The organism is Acinetobacter sp. ANC_7553, assembly GCF_056779895.1.
Window position 1 is genome coordinate 20,119 of the sequence record NZ_JBWYIV010000004.1, and the last position, 16,780, is coordinate 36,898.

A 16,780-nucleotide genomic window follows, 5' to 3' on the forward strand; every position below is an offset into this window, starting at 1 on the left:
GGTATAAAAAATTCGAAAAAGTTATAATTTAATATTTATTTTATATAAAAATTAATCACACATTACGGTTAAGTTTGCTTTAGTGACATGATTTAAAAACCATACAGTCATCGTTATTCTTTTGAATTCGGCTAATAATTAGACTATTTTAATCTTATTCATTTCGGCATTTTGCCATATCTCCTAAAGGTTCAATCATGTTTAAAATGATCGATGTCTTAGAGCAAAATTTTGCTCAAACTTTCCCCCATTCACTTAACCAAGATGCAGATCGAATTTCAGAGCAGCTTCAAATGAGCATTCTGAATGCATCTGAAATAGATTTAAAAAATGCAATCAATCATTTCCTAGACACTCAAGATGCAAGTGAAACTGCACTTGCGTTAGATATTTCAACTGAACGTCTTAATGAACTGAAATCTGGCATTGCGTTAAAAGATGCTTCGAAAATTTCGGACACTCTAAAAGTAGTGGCGCTATGCTTGGCTTTGGAGTCAGACTCATTAGACCTTCTTGAAGTGAGCGATATTTCAACTGAGTATTTTGTATAATTTGAGTGTTGAGATCAAACTCATAGGGTTTGGTCTCATTTTCTCTCTTAGTCTTATTATATTAAATTATGTGACCTTCATCTCATTGCACTAATTCATATAAAGTTCTGATAAATCACTATATTTTCACAAAACCACAATATTTATAAAATATTGATTTGATTTCAATGTGTTAACTCATAATTTTAACTTTATCAAAATTTATTCTTTTAATATCTCATTTTCTTTTTTGTCACAAATCATCTGAAAGGCTATTTATATCGAAAATTTAGCGAATTAAATCAGGTACTTTAGTGAAAAAATCAATATCTCTATTGAAATTAGGACTGTTGGGTTTAGTAATTAGTGTTGTTCATAGTGGAGCTATTGCTGCCCTCCCTAAGGAAATCAAACTGGATTATGCCTATTATGCTCCTACGAGCTTAGTGGTTAAAAATCAAAAGTTATTAGAAAAGGCTTTACCCAATACCAAAATCAAATGGGTATTTAGTCAAGGCAGTAATCGCTCCTTAGAATATCTCAATAGCGGCAGTGTTGATTTTGCTTCAACAGCTGGTCTTGCCGCTGTATTAAGTCGTGCCAATGGTAGCCCTGTTAAAACGATTTATATCCAAAGCCAACCTGAGTGGACAGCTTTGGTCGTGCCAAAAGATTCCCCGATTAAATCCCTAAAAGATCTAAAAGGTAAAAAAATTGCCGCGACAAAAGGAACTGACCCATTTTTATTTACGCTACAGGCTTTAGATACCGTTGGATTGAATAAAAAAGATGTACAGCTTGTTCATTTACAGCATCCAGATGGCAAAACGGCGTTAGAGCGTAAACAAGTGGATGCTTGGGCTGGCTTAGACCCTTTGATGGCATCAACTCAAGTCCAGTCGGGTGCAAAACTGCTTTATCGTAATGTAGGCTTTAATAGTTATAGCGTGCTAAGCGTCAAAGAGCCATTTACTCGATCTAGCCCAGAAGCAATTGAAGCCGTAATTAAAGCGTATGAGCAAGCACGTAAATGGGCAAAAGCCAATCCAGATAAACTGGCGCAGTTACTCGCCACTGAAGCTAAACTACCTTTAGAGGTTGCAAAACTTCAGCTTCAGCGTACTGACTTTAATCAAAATATTCCTAAAGCCCAACACATTAATGCACTACAAAAATCCGGCAAAATCTTGACTGAAGAAGACTTAGTTCGTAAAGGAACAAATGTAAATCAAGTTGTTCAACAGTTATTTAATGCCTCATTCGCTCAAAAAGTGGTGACAAAATAATGGCGATCAGTGAAAAAGCGATTGAACATCGGAATATCGATGTCCATTCACAACTGTCGACAAAAGGGAATAAATGGTTGAAAGGTATTTTCCTCCCTGTATTACTGGTACTGCTGTGTGAAATTTTGGTTCGAGGTGGTGTAGTTGAACCTTATCTGCTACCTGCTCCAAGTAGCTTATTTGTTTCCCTGCAAGAACTTGCTCAGAATGATTTAGGTCAACATATTTGGGCAAGTACATGGCGAGTGTTTTTAGGGTTTGCTATTGGTAGTGGTTTAGCACTATTTTTTGCAGTTTTGGTTGGGCTCAATCGCCATGCAGAAGAGTTTATTGAACCGACCTTTTCTGCAATTAAGTCAATTCCTAGTCTTGCGTGGATTCCTCTCCTTTTGTTATGGCTTGGTATTGACGAATCCTCAAAAATCACCCTCATTGCGATTGGTGCTTTTTTTCCAACCTATACCAATACTGTGACTGGTATTCATGGTGTCGACCGAAAATTGATTGAGTTGGCTCAAGTGTATAGACTGAATCGCTGGCAACAAATCTACCAAATCGTTTTACCCGCAGCTTCACCATCTATCCTTACAGGCTTGCGCAATAGTCTGAGTTTAGCTTGGATGTTTATGATTGCCGCCGAACTCATTGCAGCAACGCAAGGTATCGGATATTTGTTAAGTGATGGACGTGAAACATCGCGTCCAGATATTGTGATCATTGCCATTATTTTATTGGCAATATTGGGGAAAATCACTGATACCATAATGAAAGTATTTGAATCAAAATTATTGTTATGGCGTGATGTCATCAAAAGATGAATCAATAAAAAAGCGACCTAAAGTCGCTTTTTTATTTCTAATGAGGCCATTGTGCTAAAGTCACGCGATCGTTACCACCATAATCTTTAACGGTTCTCACTTTCTTATAACCTGCTTGACGAAATAGATGCTGAACAGCGTCTGCTTGATCATATCCATGCTCAAGTACCACCCAACCTTCAACAGTCAGATGCTTCTTGGCTTGTAAAATAATTTGCTCAAGATCCGCTAAACCTTTTTTATCAGAGATTAATGCACGTTGAGGTTCGGTCGCCAAATTGTGCATATGTTCATCTGCTGGATCAATATAAGGCGGATTAGACACAATGACATCAAAAAATTGACGGCCAAACGGTTTTAACCAACTGCCTAATACAAATTCAACCTGATCTAAGTCATGTTGCTCAGCATTAAATTTAGCGACCTCCAATGTAGGCTCATAAATATCGGTTGCTGTTACAGACCAATTAGGACGTTCGGAAGCGAGTGACAATGCAATGGCGCCTGTCCCAGTTCCTAAATCTACAACGCGCGCATCCTCAGGCAACTCTAACTTTAAAACTGTCTCCACCAAAACTTCGGTGTCTGGTCTAGGCACCAAAGTATCGGACGTCACTTTTAAGTCCAATGTCCAAAAAGGTTGCGAACCTGTGACATAAGCTAAAGGCTCACCTGCTTCAATCCGAGCAATCGCCTCTCGATACGCCTGCTCTTGTTCTGCAGTGAGCTCTTTATCCTTCTTCATCACCAAATCGAATGAATCGATTTTAGTGATATGTTCGAGCAACCAAGCATTTTCTTGACGCTCATAACTTTCAGGCTCACCACGCAGTGCAAGCGCTTGTTGAATGTTCATTAACCACCATTCTGCTGTGCAAGCATTGCCAATTGATCCGCTTGATATTCACGATGTAAGCTATCTAAAAGCTCAGTCAAATCTCCCTCCATCACTGCATCCAACTTATATAAAGTTAAGTTAATACGATGATCAGTCATACGACCCTGAGGATAATTATAGGTACGAATACGTTCTGAACGATCACCTGAACCCACCAAATCACGGCGCATTTCAGATGTCGCAGCATCAGCTGCTGCACGTTTAGCATTCTCAAGACGAGATGCCAATAATGCCATTGCCTTTGCTTTGTTCTTATGTTGTGAACGCTCTTCCTGACATTCAACAACAGTACCTGTCGGAATATGCGTGATTCGTACAGCAGAATCCGTTTTATTAACGTGCTGACCACCCGCCCCAGATGCACGATAAGTATCAATACGCAAGTCTGAAGGGTTAATATCTACAGTCGTATCAACATCAATTTCAGGAAGAATTGCAACGGTACAAGCTGAAGTATGAACTCGCCCCTGTGATTCAGTTGCAGGAACGCGCTGAACTCGATGAGCACCGCTTTCAAATTTTAAGCGTCCGTAAACACCTTCACCATTAATTAAACAAATAATTTCTTTGTAACCGCCATGTTCACCTTCATTTTCAGAAAGGATTTCGACACGCCAACCCTGTGATTCAGCATATTTACTGTACATACGGAATAAATCACCAGAGAAAATCGCAGCTTCATCGCCACCTGTCCCTGCACGTACTTCCAGATATGCAGAGTTCGCATCATTTGGATCTTTCGGAATCATCAGAATATTCAATTCTGCCTCTAAAGATTCAATTAATGCTTTATTCTCTTTAATTTCTTCTTGTGCCATTTCCTTAAAGTCAGGATCTGACAACATTGCTTCAGCCGTTACAATATCTTCTTCCGCTTGGGTATATTTTTTCCAAACAGTGGTGATTTCAGTCAAATCATTGTGTTCACGTGACAAATTACGGAAACGCTTATTGTCGGAAATGACTTCAACATCAGCCAATAGCGCTTCTAATTCTTCATGACGATCACAAAGTTGGTCTAATCGTAAACGTAACGATTCTTTCATGTTAAATAAAATCTCTAATACTGGATTAACTTAAGGACTGCCTTAAATTAATATTTCTAAAATTGCGAGTAGTTTAACGACTCTGACATTCAATTAACATATTTATATAGAATGACTTTGCAAAACCATTTTTCGATCCTTGTCACACCCAATTAATGGATAATCAAAAATTAGCTCCATAACTGCCAAGTTTAAAAAATGTTTACTGAATCAACTCTCCATAGTTTCTTCTTAATCAGCCCAATAATGCATATTGAATGATCAGCTGTAATATAAAAACAACATTGTGCAACCAAAACGTAAAACTCTAGGTTAACTTCTACATATTTAGCGCTTCAATTCTTGTTACATTGTGCTCAACGAATTATTACTCGTCCACGAACAAGGACATGGAGTCACACATGAAATTGAATACCCTATTAATGTCAGCCACCTTAGCCACTGCATCAATGTTCACGGTATCTGCACATGCAGACAGTACAGCGCGTGTCGCTGCTGCGAGTGCTTTAGGTAGTGTAGCAGGTACAGCAATTGGTAAAAACATGGGTGGTACAACAGGTGCAACTTTAGGTGCAGCACTTGGTGGTGCTGGTGGTGCTGCTGTTGCTAGTAATAAACGTAACCGCACTGAATCTGCTATTGGTGGTGCATTAGGTGGCGGTGCGGGTTATACCGTAGGTAATAGTATGGGTGGAACCAATGGCGGTTATATCGGCTCTGCTTTAGGTGCTGCTGGTGGTGCTGCTCTTGGTAACAAAATTGCGAAAGACAAAGCATATGATTCACGTCAAGATCGTAAATGGAAAAAGAAAAAACATAGTCGTCGTTAATATAATCTGATTGATAGTTTCCCCTTTGAATACTCTGTATTCACCTCGATGCGCCTTAGGGCGCATTTTTTTATTAACAAATTAATTATGGATAAATTAGGGAGAGAAAAATACAAACCAGCAACTTGCTCTCCCAAATGATTACAGAAATTTGGATTAAATTAAAACCATCAAATATAAGACTTCGACAAGGAGTTCACCATGAAATTTAATTCAAAATTATTTGCTGCTGCGATCGCAACTGCGGCCTTGAGTACAACAACTGCTTATGCTGATAGTTCGTCTAGAGTTGCCCTCACATCTGCTTTAGGTGGAGTCGTTGGTGCTGCGATTGGTCAACAAATGGGTGGCTCGACTGGAGCAATGATCGGATCAGCGATTGGTGGTGCTGGTGGCGCAGCTGCATCAGCGAACAAAAAAGATCGTAATGCTGCTGCAATTGGTGCTGCATTAGGTGGTGCTGGTGGTTACACCGTTGGTAATAATATGGGCGGAACAAATGCTGGTTATGCTGGGGCTGCATTAGGTTCAGCTGGTGGTTCAGTTTTGGGAAAAAAAGTGGCTGAAGACCGTCGCGAAGATGACTATAGAGATCGTTATGATCGCCGTGAAAGCGGTTATCGCAATTCAAACTATCGTTATAATGACCGTAATTACAGAAGTGACAATGGTCGTCATTTAGGCTGGTATAAAAACGGTAAACGCTAATCCCAAACTCTTAGAATTCAAGCGCTCAACTTAGAGCGCTTTTTTATTTACACTTATATCGTTTTTTTTCAATATACAAATACTCAAGTTCGTATTAACATCTTTATGAGTGTTCAAAAGAGTAGAAAGTTATGCGAAGCTTAAAAGATATCGAGTTTTCAGTATTGGAACTCGCTCCTGTACGTGATGATAAAACGATTGCTTTTTCACTACAGCATGCTTTGGAGTTAGCACAAAAAATCGAACAATTGGGTTTTAAACGACTGTGGCTTGCAGAGCACCATAATATGGATGGTATCGCTAGCTCAGCTACAGCTGTGTTATTAGGCTATATCCTTGCTAACACCTCCTCTTTAAAAGTAGGTTCTGGCGGAATCATGTTGCCTAATCATGCACCACTTGTTGTAGCAGAACAATTTGGAACACTAGCAACGCTTTATCCTGATCGAGTTGAGCTCGGACTAGGACGCGCACCAGGTACAGATCAATTGACCATGCGTGCCTTACGCCGAGGTCGTCAAGAGACTGAAGATCAATTTCCACAAGACGTGCTCGAAATTTTGAGCTATTTGGGGGAACCATCGCCACATCAGAGAATCAAAGCGACACCAGGTCAAGGAACACATGTTCCCGTATGGCTGTTAGGTTCTAGCTTATTTAGCGCACAATTGGCAGCTAAACTTGGCTTACCTTATTCTTTTGCTTCTCACTTTGCCCCTCGTATGCTGGGTCAAGCGATTCAACTTTACAGAGAAAACTTCGAACCTTCTGAATATTTGGATCGTCCTTATGTATCTATGGGCGTTCCAACTGTTGTAGCTGATACTGATGAAGAAGCTGAATACTTGGCTACTAGCGCTTATCAACGTGTATTAGGCTTAATGCGTGGGCAAAGCTTAAAACTCAAACCTCCAGTTAAATCAATGGATGGAATTTGGTCTGCTCCAGAAAAGATGTCAGTTGACAATTTTTACGCAATGGCTCAAATCGGATCACCAGAAACAGTGAAACAAGGTCTTGAACAACTACTGGTGCCTTATGATGTAGATGAGTTTATTTTTACCTGTGATATCTACGATACAGACAAACGCATTCAAAACTTTGAGTATTTAATGCAAATTAAGCAAAATGCTTAGATCAAAAAAATCCTGAAATGATTGAGTAATGGTTTTGATTTCAAATCTATAATTAATTACTCTTTCATTTCTTGAGTTTGTCAAACAACTATTGGCAATAAATGACATCAAATGTCCCTAAAAGACTATTCCAATGAAACAATTCTTTTAACCAATAATATTAATTATTCACAATCAAATACTTAAAATTTGGCATTTTATATCAAACTAAAATAAGCACTTCTGCAAAACACATCACATTTTTAAGCGATAAAATTTCATGATTAAAAAATAAATACGGATGTATAACATGGCCTCTATCGACTTAGAAAAAATGTTGGATAAAGTAAAACATACTCAATGGACACTCTCGGATATTGACTGGGATGCTCCTGGCAAAGAATTAGTCACCGCAGAACAGTGGCCCAAGCTTAAAGATTTTATGGCTGATCTAATGTGGATCGAACATGTAGGTGCTCGTGCATTTTCTGCGATGTCAAAAAAAGCACCGACAGATACGCTTCGCGAAATGTATGCCATTTTCCACGCTGAGGAACAGCGTCACGCCAATGCCGAAATGGCACTGATGAAAAGATGGGGTATGCTTGAAGGCGATATTCCTAAACCCAATAAAAATTTAAGACTGATTATCGAATGGCTCGACACTTATGCTGATGAAATGCCCTTCTATATTCTAGGTGCTGTCATTCCGATGCTGGAAGTCGCTCTTGATGGTGCACTTTGTACATTCCTATTGGATACTGTAGAAGACCCAGTTTGCCATCAAGCTTTTAAACTGATTAATGGCGATGAAGCTCGTCATTTAGGTGTTGGATTTAGTGTCATGGAGGATCAAGGCTACAATAAAACCTTTATTGAGCTTTCTAAAATGGCTGCGCGAGTTGTAGATCCACGTTTATTACTTGGTATTCTTGCCTACTTACCACTCATTAATAAAATGCGTGATAATGTGATTAAACTAGGTCTGCCAGAAGAAAAGCTCTATGCAGCGATGCACAAATTTGCTCGAATAGGTGGACGTACTGCAGAAGGTCGTCGTAATCCTTGGTATCAAATTATTAACTTCCATGCACGAAGTGCCATGAACCGACGTAATAAATGGTTTCATACCCCTGTCGACACCATGGTAAAAATGACTGATAAGATTCCAGAAAAATCTTTACCTAAAATCCCTTCTTGGATATATGAATTAACTGCAGAACCAAAAGCAACCCACTAAAACAATAATTAGGTACAGAAATGAAAAAAAGGAATAAAGCCCACACGGATTCGTTCTTTCATAATGAAGCTGAGTATTTTTCCAACTTTAAAGGAAAAATTATCTCAGCTGAGGACATCAAACAAACCGATTTTTCAGGATTAAAGGTCGCGATTATTGGTGCCAATCAAATGTCAGTTTCACATTTAGATGTGGTTTGTCAAAATGCGCTATTCGTCAAAGTATTTCAAATGACACCTCATTTCGTTTTGCCACACACTGAAAAAGGGATTCAAAAAATTATTGCTCATCCCCTCATCGCTAAAAATAAACGATTATTTAATCAGCGAATTAAGACGACTTTGGCAATACGATATTTAGATTCTCAGATTTCAGATACTTGGTTAAAAAGACAATTGATGCCAAATCCAGCTTCGTCGCAAAAAATATTTTTTAAATCCGATCATTATTACAACGCCTTACAGCGAGAAAACTGTAAATTGATCACATGGCCAGTCGTGAAAATTACTGAAAATGCCGTTCAAAGTATGGAAGGAATCGAACACTTAGTAGATATTATTATTACAACGTACGAATAGTGATCATCATTTTGTAGATAAATGCGAATCTAAATGACATTTCATGATGAAATTATAGACACTTGAATTATATAATTTTTGAATTTTATGAGTATTTATGACGATTAATCTCTTAATAAAAAAGAAGCACAGCTAGTGCTTCTTTTTTATTAAATTAGATTTACAGATTTAACCAATCCGGCGTTTCAAGCCTGTCATTTGCAATACTCGTGTTGAGATTTCTTCAATCGACATTTCTGAAACATTTAGATATTTAATCCCTTCAGAAATATAAATACCTTCGATTGCACGCAATTCCATCTGACATTGGCTAAAACTTGCATAACGACTGTTGGCTTTGCGTTCAGATCGAATTGCCACCAAACGATCAGCATCAATCATTAATCCAAACAATTTATGCTTATGTGGACGTAAAACTGCTGGCAAACGGTTGTCATCCAAATCTTCTTCAGTTAACGGATAGTTCGCAACTCGAATACCAAATTGTAATGACAAATAAATTGAGGTCGGTGTTTTACCAGAACGCGAAACTCCAATCAAAATTAAGTCTGCTTTATCATAGTGTCTTGTACGTGCACCATCATCATTATCCAGCGCGAAATGTACAGCATCAATACGTGCCTTATAAGACTCAGAATCAGTCACAGCATGCGTTTGTCCGACTAAAGTTGTAGGGGCTGTTCCAAGCACCTCAGATAGCTTACTAATTAACCCTTCAAACACATCTAAATTAACCGCATTTGCCGTATTGATGATATCCCGAACATAGGGATCCACAAGAGTATCAAAGACAAGAGGTTGTTGGCCATCAGACTCTGCGCGCGCGTTAATCTCTGCAACGACGTTCATTGCGGCTTCTTCTGTAGTGATATACGGAATGATATGAATATCAAAATCGACATGAGGAAATTGAGCCAATAAAGAATGCCCGAGTGTTTCAGCCGTAATGGCAGTACCATCGGAAATAAAAAAAACACTTCGTTTAATATCTTTACTTTCTGCCATTAAATTAATCCTCAAATATTTGTCTAAGTACTATATAATCTTTATAGTAAACCGATCTTACATGACTGTCGCTTAGTAATGAAAGTTTGCTAAGTTTTCACAGAAAAATATCATGCCAAGATAGTGATTAATACTGCAAAAGTGGAGTAACAACTTTGGAAGCACGCGTAATCGGTCTGGAAAAATTAGGTAAACACGACGTAGAAATCGTGGGCGGTAAAAACTCATCTCTAGGCGAAATGATCAGCCATTTAGCAAATGCTGGTGTATCAGTTCCAGGTGGTTTTGCAACAACTGCTGCAGCTTACCGTGAATTCCTTGAGCAAAGTGGTCTAAATGCCAAAATTTCAGCCGAGCTCAAACAACTCAATGTTGACGACGTAAATGCACTTGCTGAAACTGGTGCTAAAATCCGTCAATGGATCGTTGATACTCCGCTTACTCCAGCACTTGAAAAAGAAGTTCGTGATGCATTCGCAACTCTTTCTAACGGCAACCCTGAGATCGCGGTTGCCGTTCGTTCATCTGCGACTGCAGAAGATTTACCAGACGCATCTTTTGCAGGACAACAAGAGACTTTCCTAAACATCCGCGGTATTGATAACGTCTTAATCGCGATTAAAGAAGTTTTTGCTTCACTTTATAACGACCGCGCAATTGCTTACCGTGTACACCAAAACTTCGATCATGACATCGTTGCTCTTTCTGCTGGTGTGCAACGTATGGTTCGTTCAGAGACTGGTGCTGCTGGTGTAATGTTTACACTGGACACTGAATCTGGTTTCCGTGACGTTGTATTCATTACTGCATCTTACGGTTTAGGCGAAATGGTCGTTCAAGGCGCTGTAAACCCTGATGAATTCTATTTATCTAAGCCACTTTTAAATGCCGGTAAACACGCAGTATTGCGTCGTAACCTCGGCTCTAAGCACCAAAAAATGATCTACGGTGAAGAAGGCTCTGCAGGTAAATCAGTTGTTGTTGTGGATGTTGAAAAAACTGAACGCCAACAATTTGCTTTAAATGATCAAGAATTACAAGAACTTGCTAAGCAAGCGTTAATCATTGAGCAACACTATGGTGCGCCAATGGATATCGAATGGGCGAAAGACGGTGATGACGGTCAAATTTACATCGTTCAAGCACGTCCTGAAACTGTGAAAAGTCGTGAGAATGTCGGCACAATGGAACGCTACCTATTAAAACAAAAAGGTACAGTTCTTTGTGAAGGTCGCTCAATCGGTCAACGTATCGGTTCTGGTAAAGTCCGTATTGTTAATTCAATCAAAGAGATGGACAAAGTCCAAGATGGCGACGTTCTTGTTTCTGACATGACCGATCCTGATTGGGAACCAGTTATGAAACGTGCTGCTGCGATCGTTACAAACCGTGGTGGTCGTACTTGTCATGCCGCGATTATTGCACGTGAACTCGGTGTTCCAGCGATTGTTGGATGTGGTAACGCAACAGAAGTACTTGTTGATGGTCAAGAAGTAACTGTTTCATGTGCTGAAGGCGATACAGGTTTCATTTACGAAGGCGCTTTAGATTTCGAAGTTCAACGTAACTCGATTGAATCTATGCCAACACTTCCGTTCAAAATCATGATGAACGTTGGTAACCCTGATCGTGCATTTGACTTCGCTCAAATTCCAAACGAAGGTATTGGTCTCGCACGTCTAGAGTTCATCATCAACCGTATGATTGGTGTTCACCCTAAAGCATTACTCAATATTGACAGCTTACCTCGCGAAACACGTGCAGCTGTGATGACCCGTACTGCAGGTTACTCTTCACCGATTGAATTCTACGTTGAAAAACTCGTTGAAGGTATTTCTACACTTGCTGCTGCATTTGCTGATAAACCTGTCATCGTACGTATGTCAGACTTCAAATCAAATGAATATGCGAACTTAATCGGTGGTAAGTTATACGAACCTGAAGAAGAAAACCCGATGTTGGGCTTCCGTGGTGCAAGCCGTTATGTTTCTGACAACTTCCGTGACTGCTTCGAATTAGAATGCCGTGCATTGAAGAAAGTTCGTGATGAAATGGGTCTAACTAACATTCAAATCATGATCCCATTCGTCCGCACAGTCGCTGAAGCAAAACGTGTTATTGAACTTCTTGCTGCAAATGGCTTAAAACGTGGCGAAAATGGTCTTAAAGTGATCATGATGTGTGAATTACCAACTAATGCTCTACTTGCTGAACAATTCTTAGAGCATTTTGATGGCTTCTCAATCGGTTCAAATGACTTAACTCAGTTAACGCTTGGTCTTGACCGTGACTCAGGCATCGTTTCTCATTTATTTGATGAACGCGATCCAGCAGTAAAAGCACTTCTTTCAATGGCGATTCATGCATGTCGTAAAGCAGGCAAATATGTGGGTATTTGTGGTCAAGGACCATCAGACCACCCAGATCTTGCTCGTTGGTTAATGGAACAAGGTATCGAATCTGTTTCACTCAACCCAGACTCAGTTTTAGATACATGGTTCTTCTTATCTGAAGAAAAGACTAAACAAGCTTAATAAACTATGTTAAAAAAAGACCCACTCATGGGTCTTTTTTTTACCCCATTATTTTTAGTAATTTTTGAGAAATTAGGTTTATGCAAATTTACTTGGCGAGAAATAATCAACAAGCTGGACCGTATACGGTAGAGCAGTTAAATCAAATGCTCTCGAGCCAACAAGTTTTACTCACAGACTTGGTCTGGCATCAAGGTATGACTGAATGGAAAGCTTTAGGTGAACTCACTCAAGGAAAATTATATTACCAACCTGAAGGCTATCAACCCACTCCACCAGCACAACAAAGCTATTCAAATCCTTCAATTTCGAGTGTCAATGTTCAAAAAAATACTGCACAGCAAGAACTTGCCTCAATTGGATCACGATTTTTAGCTAAACTCGTTGATCTGGCGCTGTGGTTGCCTGCCATGGTGATTCCATCATTCTTTATGCAGGAAGAACAAGTTGCTCAATTGACTGAACTTCAGCAAAAAATGCAGAATGCTAGCTCATCAGATCAAGCAATCAAATTACAGGAACAGTTATTTACATTGATTCCAATGGAAGCTTGGCAAGCAATGTTGGTTTACATTGTATTAATGCTAGCTGCTCAAGCATTTTTAATTGCGAAAAGTGGTCAGAGTTTAGGAAAAAAAGTAGCAAAAATTCAAATTGTTGATGCTGAAAATGGACAGCAAGTAAACTTAATGCGCGCATTCACATTGCGTAGTGTGATTTTTATTGTATTGAATTTACTCTTTATGCCATTCATTACCATCATTGATCATGCCTTCGGTCTAAGTCAAAAAAGACAAACTTTGCACGATAAATTAGCAAAAACTAAAGTCATAAAACGATAATTTTTATCTTAGGGGAGCAAATGCTCCCCTTTGTTTTGCCTCTGTTTTCATACCAAAAGTAATTAATTCTTCAACCAATTCCGACCAAACAAATTGGGTTTAATCCTTATATTTAAAGGCACTTTACATATAGCTTAGTTGGTCGTTATAGGGCATAATGCCCTACAACGTAGCGGTGTCATATGACTGAAATTCAGTAAATGTCATTTTCTGTTTTTCAATCATGTGACACTATAATCGCTATCCCATAATTTTATTAGGGAATGGGACTCTTCACCGAGGTTGTAAAATGAGACAAACAATTTTAGCTGTATTGTCTTTATCAACGCTTGCCGTGCTCTTAACAGGGTGTGGCGGTGATATGGTACTTCTAAACTCAAAAGGTCCAGTAGCACAAGGTCAGTCTGATCTTATGATGACTGCGATCTACCTCATGCTATTGGTAGTAATTCCATCAGCATTGATGGCTTTATGGTTTAGTTGGAAATATCGTGCGTCAAATAAAGATGCAGACTATAAACCTACATGGGCACACTCTACTATTATTGAAATCGTAGTATGGGGTATCCCGTGTATTATTATTGGTATTTTAGCGTATTTAACATGGTGGGGCTCACACAAGTATGACCCTTATCGTCCGCTAGAATCAGAGAAATCACATTTAACTATTCAAGTTATTGCTGAACAGTTTAAATGGGTTTTTGTTTACCCTGAACAAGAAATTGCAACAGTTAACGAAGTTCGTTTCCCAGAAAAAACTCCGATTAATTTCAATATCACCTCTAACTTCACAATGAACTCTTTCTTCATTCCTCAGTTAGCTGGTCAGATTTATGCAATGGCGGGTATGCAAACTCAACTTCACGTCCTTGCGGATAATGAAGGTGTATACCGTGGTTTCTCTTCGAACTATTCAGGCTATGGTTTCACACAAATGCGCTTCCAAGCTCATTCTGTTTCAGAAGCTAAGTTCGCTGAATGGGTGTCTGCAGTAAAAGCTGGTAACGGTACTTCAATTAACCCTGAAGCTGTTCAAAAAACAGTTTTAGACCAAGCTGAATTTGCAACCTTGCGTGATGGTAACCGTTCAGAGAAACAAATCGCTGCGATGGTTCGTAACGCTAAAACCGATCTAGAGAAGCAACAAGCTGAAATTGCTCAAAAAGAAGGTCCATATAAGGCACATCCTCATCCTGTGACTTACTACTCTTCTGTTGAAAAAGGCTTGTTTGAATCAATTATCAACAAATACATGGCAAACTACCACGGTGCGGATCACTCAGCTAAAGCTGAAGGTCATGCTGTAGCTGCTGATGTAAATGCTGAACCTGCTTCTTCAGTTGTAGGGGAATAAGACATGAGCTTCTTAGGTAAGTTAAGTGTAGATGCTATCCCGTACGATCCAATCGTACAGGTAACAGTGTTAATGATGATTTTAGGTGGTATTGCAGTATTTGCCGGTATCACTTATTTCAAAAAATGGGGCTACTTGTGGAACGAATGGTTCACATCTGTAGACCATAAAAAAATTGGTATTATGTACCTTATCGTTTCTGTGATCATGTTATTACGTGGTTTCGCGGATGCGATTATGATGCGTCTTCAATTGTTCCTTGCAAAAGGCGGCGGCGAAGGCTATCTACACCCTGAACACTACGACCAGATTTTCACCGCACACGGTGTAATCATGATTTTCTTCGTAGCGATGGGTCTTGTAGTGGGTATGATGAACATTTCTGTTCCACTACAAATTGGTGCGCGTGACGTAGCATTCCCATTATTAAACTCTTTAAGCTTCTGGTTATTCGCTGGTGCTGCAGGTTTGATGATGGTTTCTCTTGCGCTTGGTGAGTTTGCGGCAACTGGTTGGATGGCTTACCCTCCTCTTTCAGGTATCGAATACTCTCCTGGTGTTGGTGTTGACTACTATATCTGGGCACTTCAGATCTCTGGTCTTGGTACACTTCTTACTGGTGTTAACTTCTTCGTTACCATCATTAAAATGCGTGCTCCTGGCATGGGTCTTATGGATATGCCGATCTTTACGTGGACATCTTTATGTACTTCAGTATTGATCATCGCATCATTCCCAGTGTTAACTGCAACAATTGCAATGTTAACGCTTGACCGTTATTTCGGTTTCCACTTCTTTACAAATGACATGGGTGGTAGCCCAATGTTGTATGTAAACTTGATTTGGACATGGGGTCACCCAGAAGTTTATATCTTGATCCTACCTGCATTCGGTCTATTCTCTGAGATTACTTCTGTATTCTCTCGTAAGACATTGTTTGGTTACAAATCAATGGTATATGCAACGATCGCGATTACAGTTCTTGCATTCGTAGTATGGTTACACCACTTCTTTACAATGGGTTCAGGTGCCAACGTTAATGCGTTCTTCGGTATCATGACCATGATTATTGCGATTCCTACAGGTGTGAAAATCTTCTCTTGGTTATTCACAATGTATAAGGGTCGTATTACCTTCACATCACCAATGTACTGGACAGTTGGCTTCTTAGTGACTTTCGGTATCGGTGGTTTGACTGGTGTACTTATGGCGGTTCCACCTGCGGACTTCCTTGTACACAACTCACTATTCTTAATCGCTCACTTCCATAACGTAATTATTGGTGGTGTTGTATTTGGTATGTTTGCTGGTATTACTTTCTACTGGCCGAAAATGTTCGGTTGGCAGTTAAGTGAATTCTGGGGCAAAGCATGCTTCTGGTTCTGGTTCTTCGGTTTCTACTTCGCGTTCATGCCATTGTATATCCTAGGTTTCATGGGTATGACTCGTCGTCTAAACTCGTATGACAACCCAGACTGGGATCCATATGTTGGTATCGCATTATTCGGCGCTGTATTAATCGCAATTGGTATTGCTTGTTTCATCATGCAAATCATTGTTGGTTTCTTACAACGTGAACAAACTCGTGACGTTACAGGCGATCCATGGGATGCACGTACGCTTGAATGGGCGACTTCATCTCCAGCTCCATTCTATAACTTTGCAGTACTGCCTCAAGCGAACGGTATCGACCGCTTCTGGACTGACAAAGAAAATGGTGTAGCTTACGCACGTCCTGCTAAATATGAAGATGTTCATATGCCAACTAACCGTGCTGCGGGTGTACTTATTGCACTGATCATCACTGTTATGGGCTTTGCACTTATCTGGCACATTTGGTGGTTAGCGATTGTTTCTTTCGTTTCTGCAATCATTGGCTTTATCTGGAGCTCATTCACGAAGAAAGTGGATTACTATGTTCCAGCTGCTGAAGTAGAACGTATTGAAAACGAACGTTATGCGTTACTCGAAAAACACTTGAAGAAGGACTAAGGAT

General features: G+C 39.6%; 14 protein-coding genes and 1 pseudogene. 12 read left to right on the plus strand and 3 right to left on the minus strand.

The annotated features are described in order from the left end of the window. The first annotated feature begins 197 nt into the window (after positions 1 to 197). The 3 genes and pseudogenes from AC1M9I_RS04255 to AC1M9I_RS04265 all read left to right on the plus strand — a co-directional run. Positions 198 to 551 carry a hypothetical protein gene (locus AC1M9I_RS04255; protein WP_481588384.1) on the plus strand — a complete coding sequence of 118 codons (354 nt, stop codon included), beginning with the start codon at positions 198 to 200 and terminating at the stop codon, positions 549 to 551. Between the two features lie 293 nt (positions 552 to 844). Beyond that, positions 845 to 1,816 (plus strand): aliphatic sulfonate ABC transporter substrate-binding protein, encoded by a 972-nt coding sequence (locus AC1M9I_RS04260; RefSeq protein ID WP_481588385.1) that lies wholly within the window; start codon positions 845 to 847, stop codon positions 1,814 to 1,816. A gap of 116 nt (positions 1,817 to 1,932) precedes the next feature. Then, a pseudogene (locus tag AC1M9I_RS04265) lies at positions 1,933 to 2,634 on the plus strand (ABC transporter permease); the annotation flags it as partial. 37 nt (positions 2,635 to 2,671) lie between these two features. Here AC1M9I_RS04265 and prmC read toward each other — a convergent pair. After that, the gene (prmC, locus tag AC1M9I_RS04270) at positions 2,672 to 3,490 is read right to left on the minus strand and encodes a peptide chain release factor N(5)-glutamine methyltransferase (protein WP_481588386.1); all 819 of its coding nucleotides are present in this window, start codon (positions 3,488 to 3,490) and stop codon (positions 2,672 to 2,674) included. Then, a complete protein-coding gene (prfA, locus tag AC1M9I_RS04275) occupies positions 3,490 to 4,578 on the minus strand; it encodes a peptide chain release factor 1 (protein ID WP_035267080.1) in 1,089 nt (362 codons plus the stop codon). The genes prmC and prfA overlap by 1 nt, the downstream gene beginning before the upstream one ends. Before the next feature lie 401 nt (positions 4,579 to 4,979). Here prfA and AC1M9I_RS04280 point away from each other — a divergent pair, with 401 nt between their 5' ends. From AC1M9I_RS04280 to AC1M9I_RS04300, 5 genes are all read left to right on the plus strand, one after another. Further along, the gene (locus tag AC1M9I_RS04280) at positions 4,980 to 5,408 is read left to right on the plus strand and encodes a glycine zipper domain-containing protein (protein WP_092766183.1); all 429 of its coding nucleotides are present in this window, start codon (positions 4,980 to 4,982) and stop codon (positions 5,406 to 5,408) included. A 201-nt stretch (positions 5,409 to 5,609) separates the two neighbouring features. Next, entirely contained in the window at positions 5,610 to 6,116 is a 507-nt protein-coding gene (locus tag AC1M9I_RS04285; protein WP_092766182.1) for a hypothetical protein, read from the plus strand. Positions 6,117 to 6,247: 131 nt separating this feature from the next. Then, a complete protein-coding gene (locus AC1M9I_RS04290) occupies positions 6,248 to 7,252 on the plus strand; it encodes an LLM class flavin-dependent oxidoreductase (RefSeq protein ID WP_481586991.1) in 1,005 nt (334 codons plus the stop codon). Positions 7,253 to 7,541: 289 nt separating this feature from the next. Then, positions 7,542 to 8,471, plus strand: a complete 930-nt coding sequence (locus tag AC1M9I_RS04295) for a ferritin-like domain-containing protein (protein ID WP_481610739.1) — start codon at positions 7,542 to 7,544, stop codon at positions 8,469 to 8,471. Between the two features lie 20 nt (positions 8,472 to 8,491). After that, the gene (locus AC1M9I_RS04300) at positions 8,492 to 9,049 is read left to right on the plus strand and encodes an NAD(P)/FAD-dependent oxidoreductase (RefSeq protein ID WP_092766179.1); all 558 of its coding nucleotides are present in this window, start codon (positions 8,492 to 8,494) and stop codon (positions 9,047 to 9,049) included. Positions 9,050 to 9,217: 168 nt separating this feature from the next. Here the strand turns inward: AC1M9I_RS04300 and ppsR are convergent, their stop codons facing one another. Then, positions 9,218 to 10,054, minus strand: coding sequence for a posphoenolpyruvate synthetase regulatory kinase/phosphorylase PpsR (ppsR, locus tag AC1M9I_RS04305; RefSeq protein WP_035267069.1), 837 nt, complete (start codon positions 10,052 to 10,054; stop codon positions 9,218 to 9,220). A gap of 155 nt (positions 10,055 to 10,209) precedes the next feature. On the opposite strand from ppsR, the gene ppsA reads away from it, so the two are divergent. From ppsA to cyoB, 4 genes are all read left to right on the plus strand, one after another. Beyond that, positions 10,210 to 12,588: a phosphoenolpyruvate synthase gene (gene ppsA, locus AC1M9I_RS04310; RefSeq protein WP_035267067.1), complete on the plus strand. Its 2,379-nt coding sequence runs from the start codon at positions 10,210 to 10,212 to the stop codon at positions 12,586 to 12,588. A gap of 80 nt (positions 12,589 to 12,668) precedes the next feature. Then, positions 12,669 to 13,430, plus strand: a complete 762-nt coding sequence (locus AC1M9I_RS04315; protein WP_092766178.1) for an RDD family protein — start codon at positions 12,669 to 12,671, stop codon at positions 13,428 to 13,430. Positions 13,431 to 13,719: 289 nt separating this feature from the next. Then, positions 13,720 to 14,784, plus strand: a complete 1,065-nt coding sequence (gene cyoA / locus AC1M9I_RS04320; RefSeq protein WP_092766177.1) for a ubiquinol oxidase subunit II — start codon at positions 13,720 to 13,722, stop codon at positions 14,782 to 14,784. A gap of 3 nt (positions 14,785 to 14,787) precedes the next feature. Next, positions 14,788 to 16,776, plus strand: coding sequence for a cytochrome o ubiquinol oxidase subunit I (cyoB, locus tag AC1M9I_RS04325; RefSeq protein WP_180027639.1), 1,989 nt, complete (start codon positions 14,788 to 14,790; stop codon positions 16,774 to 16,776). Positions 16,777 to 16,780: the final 4 nt, after the last annotated feature.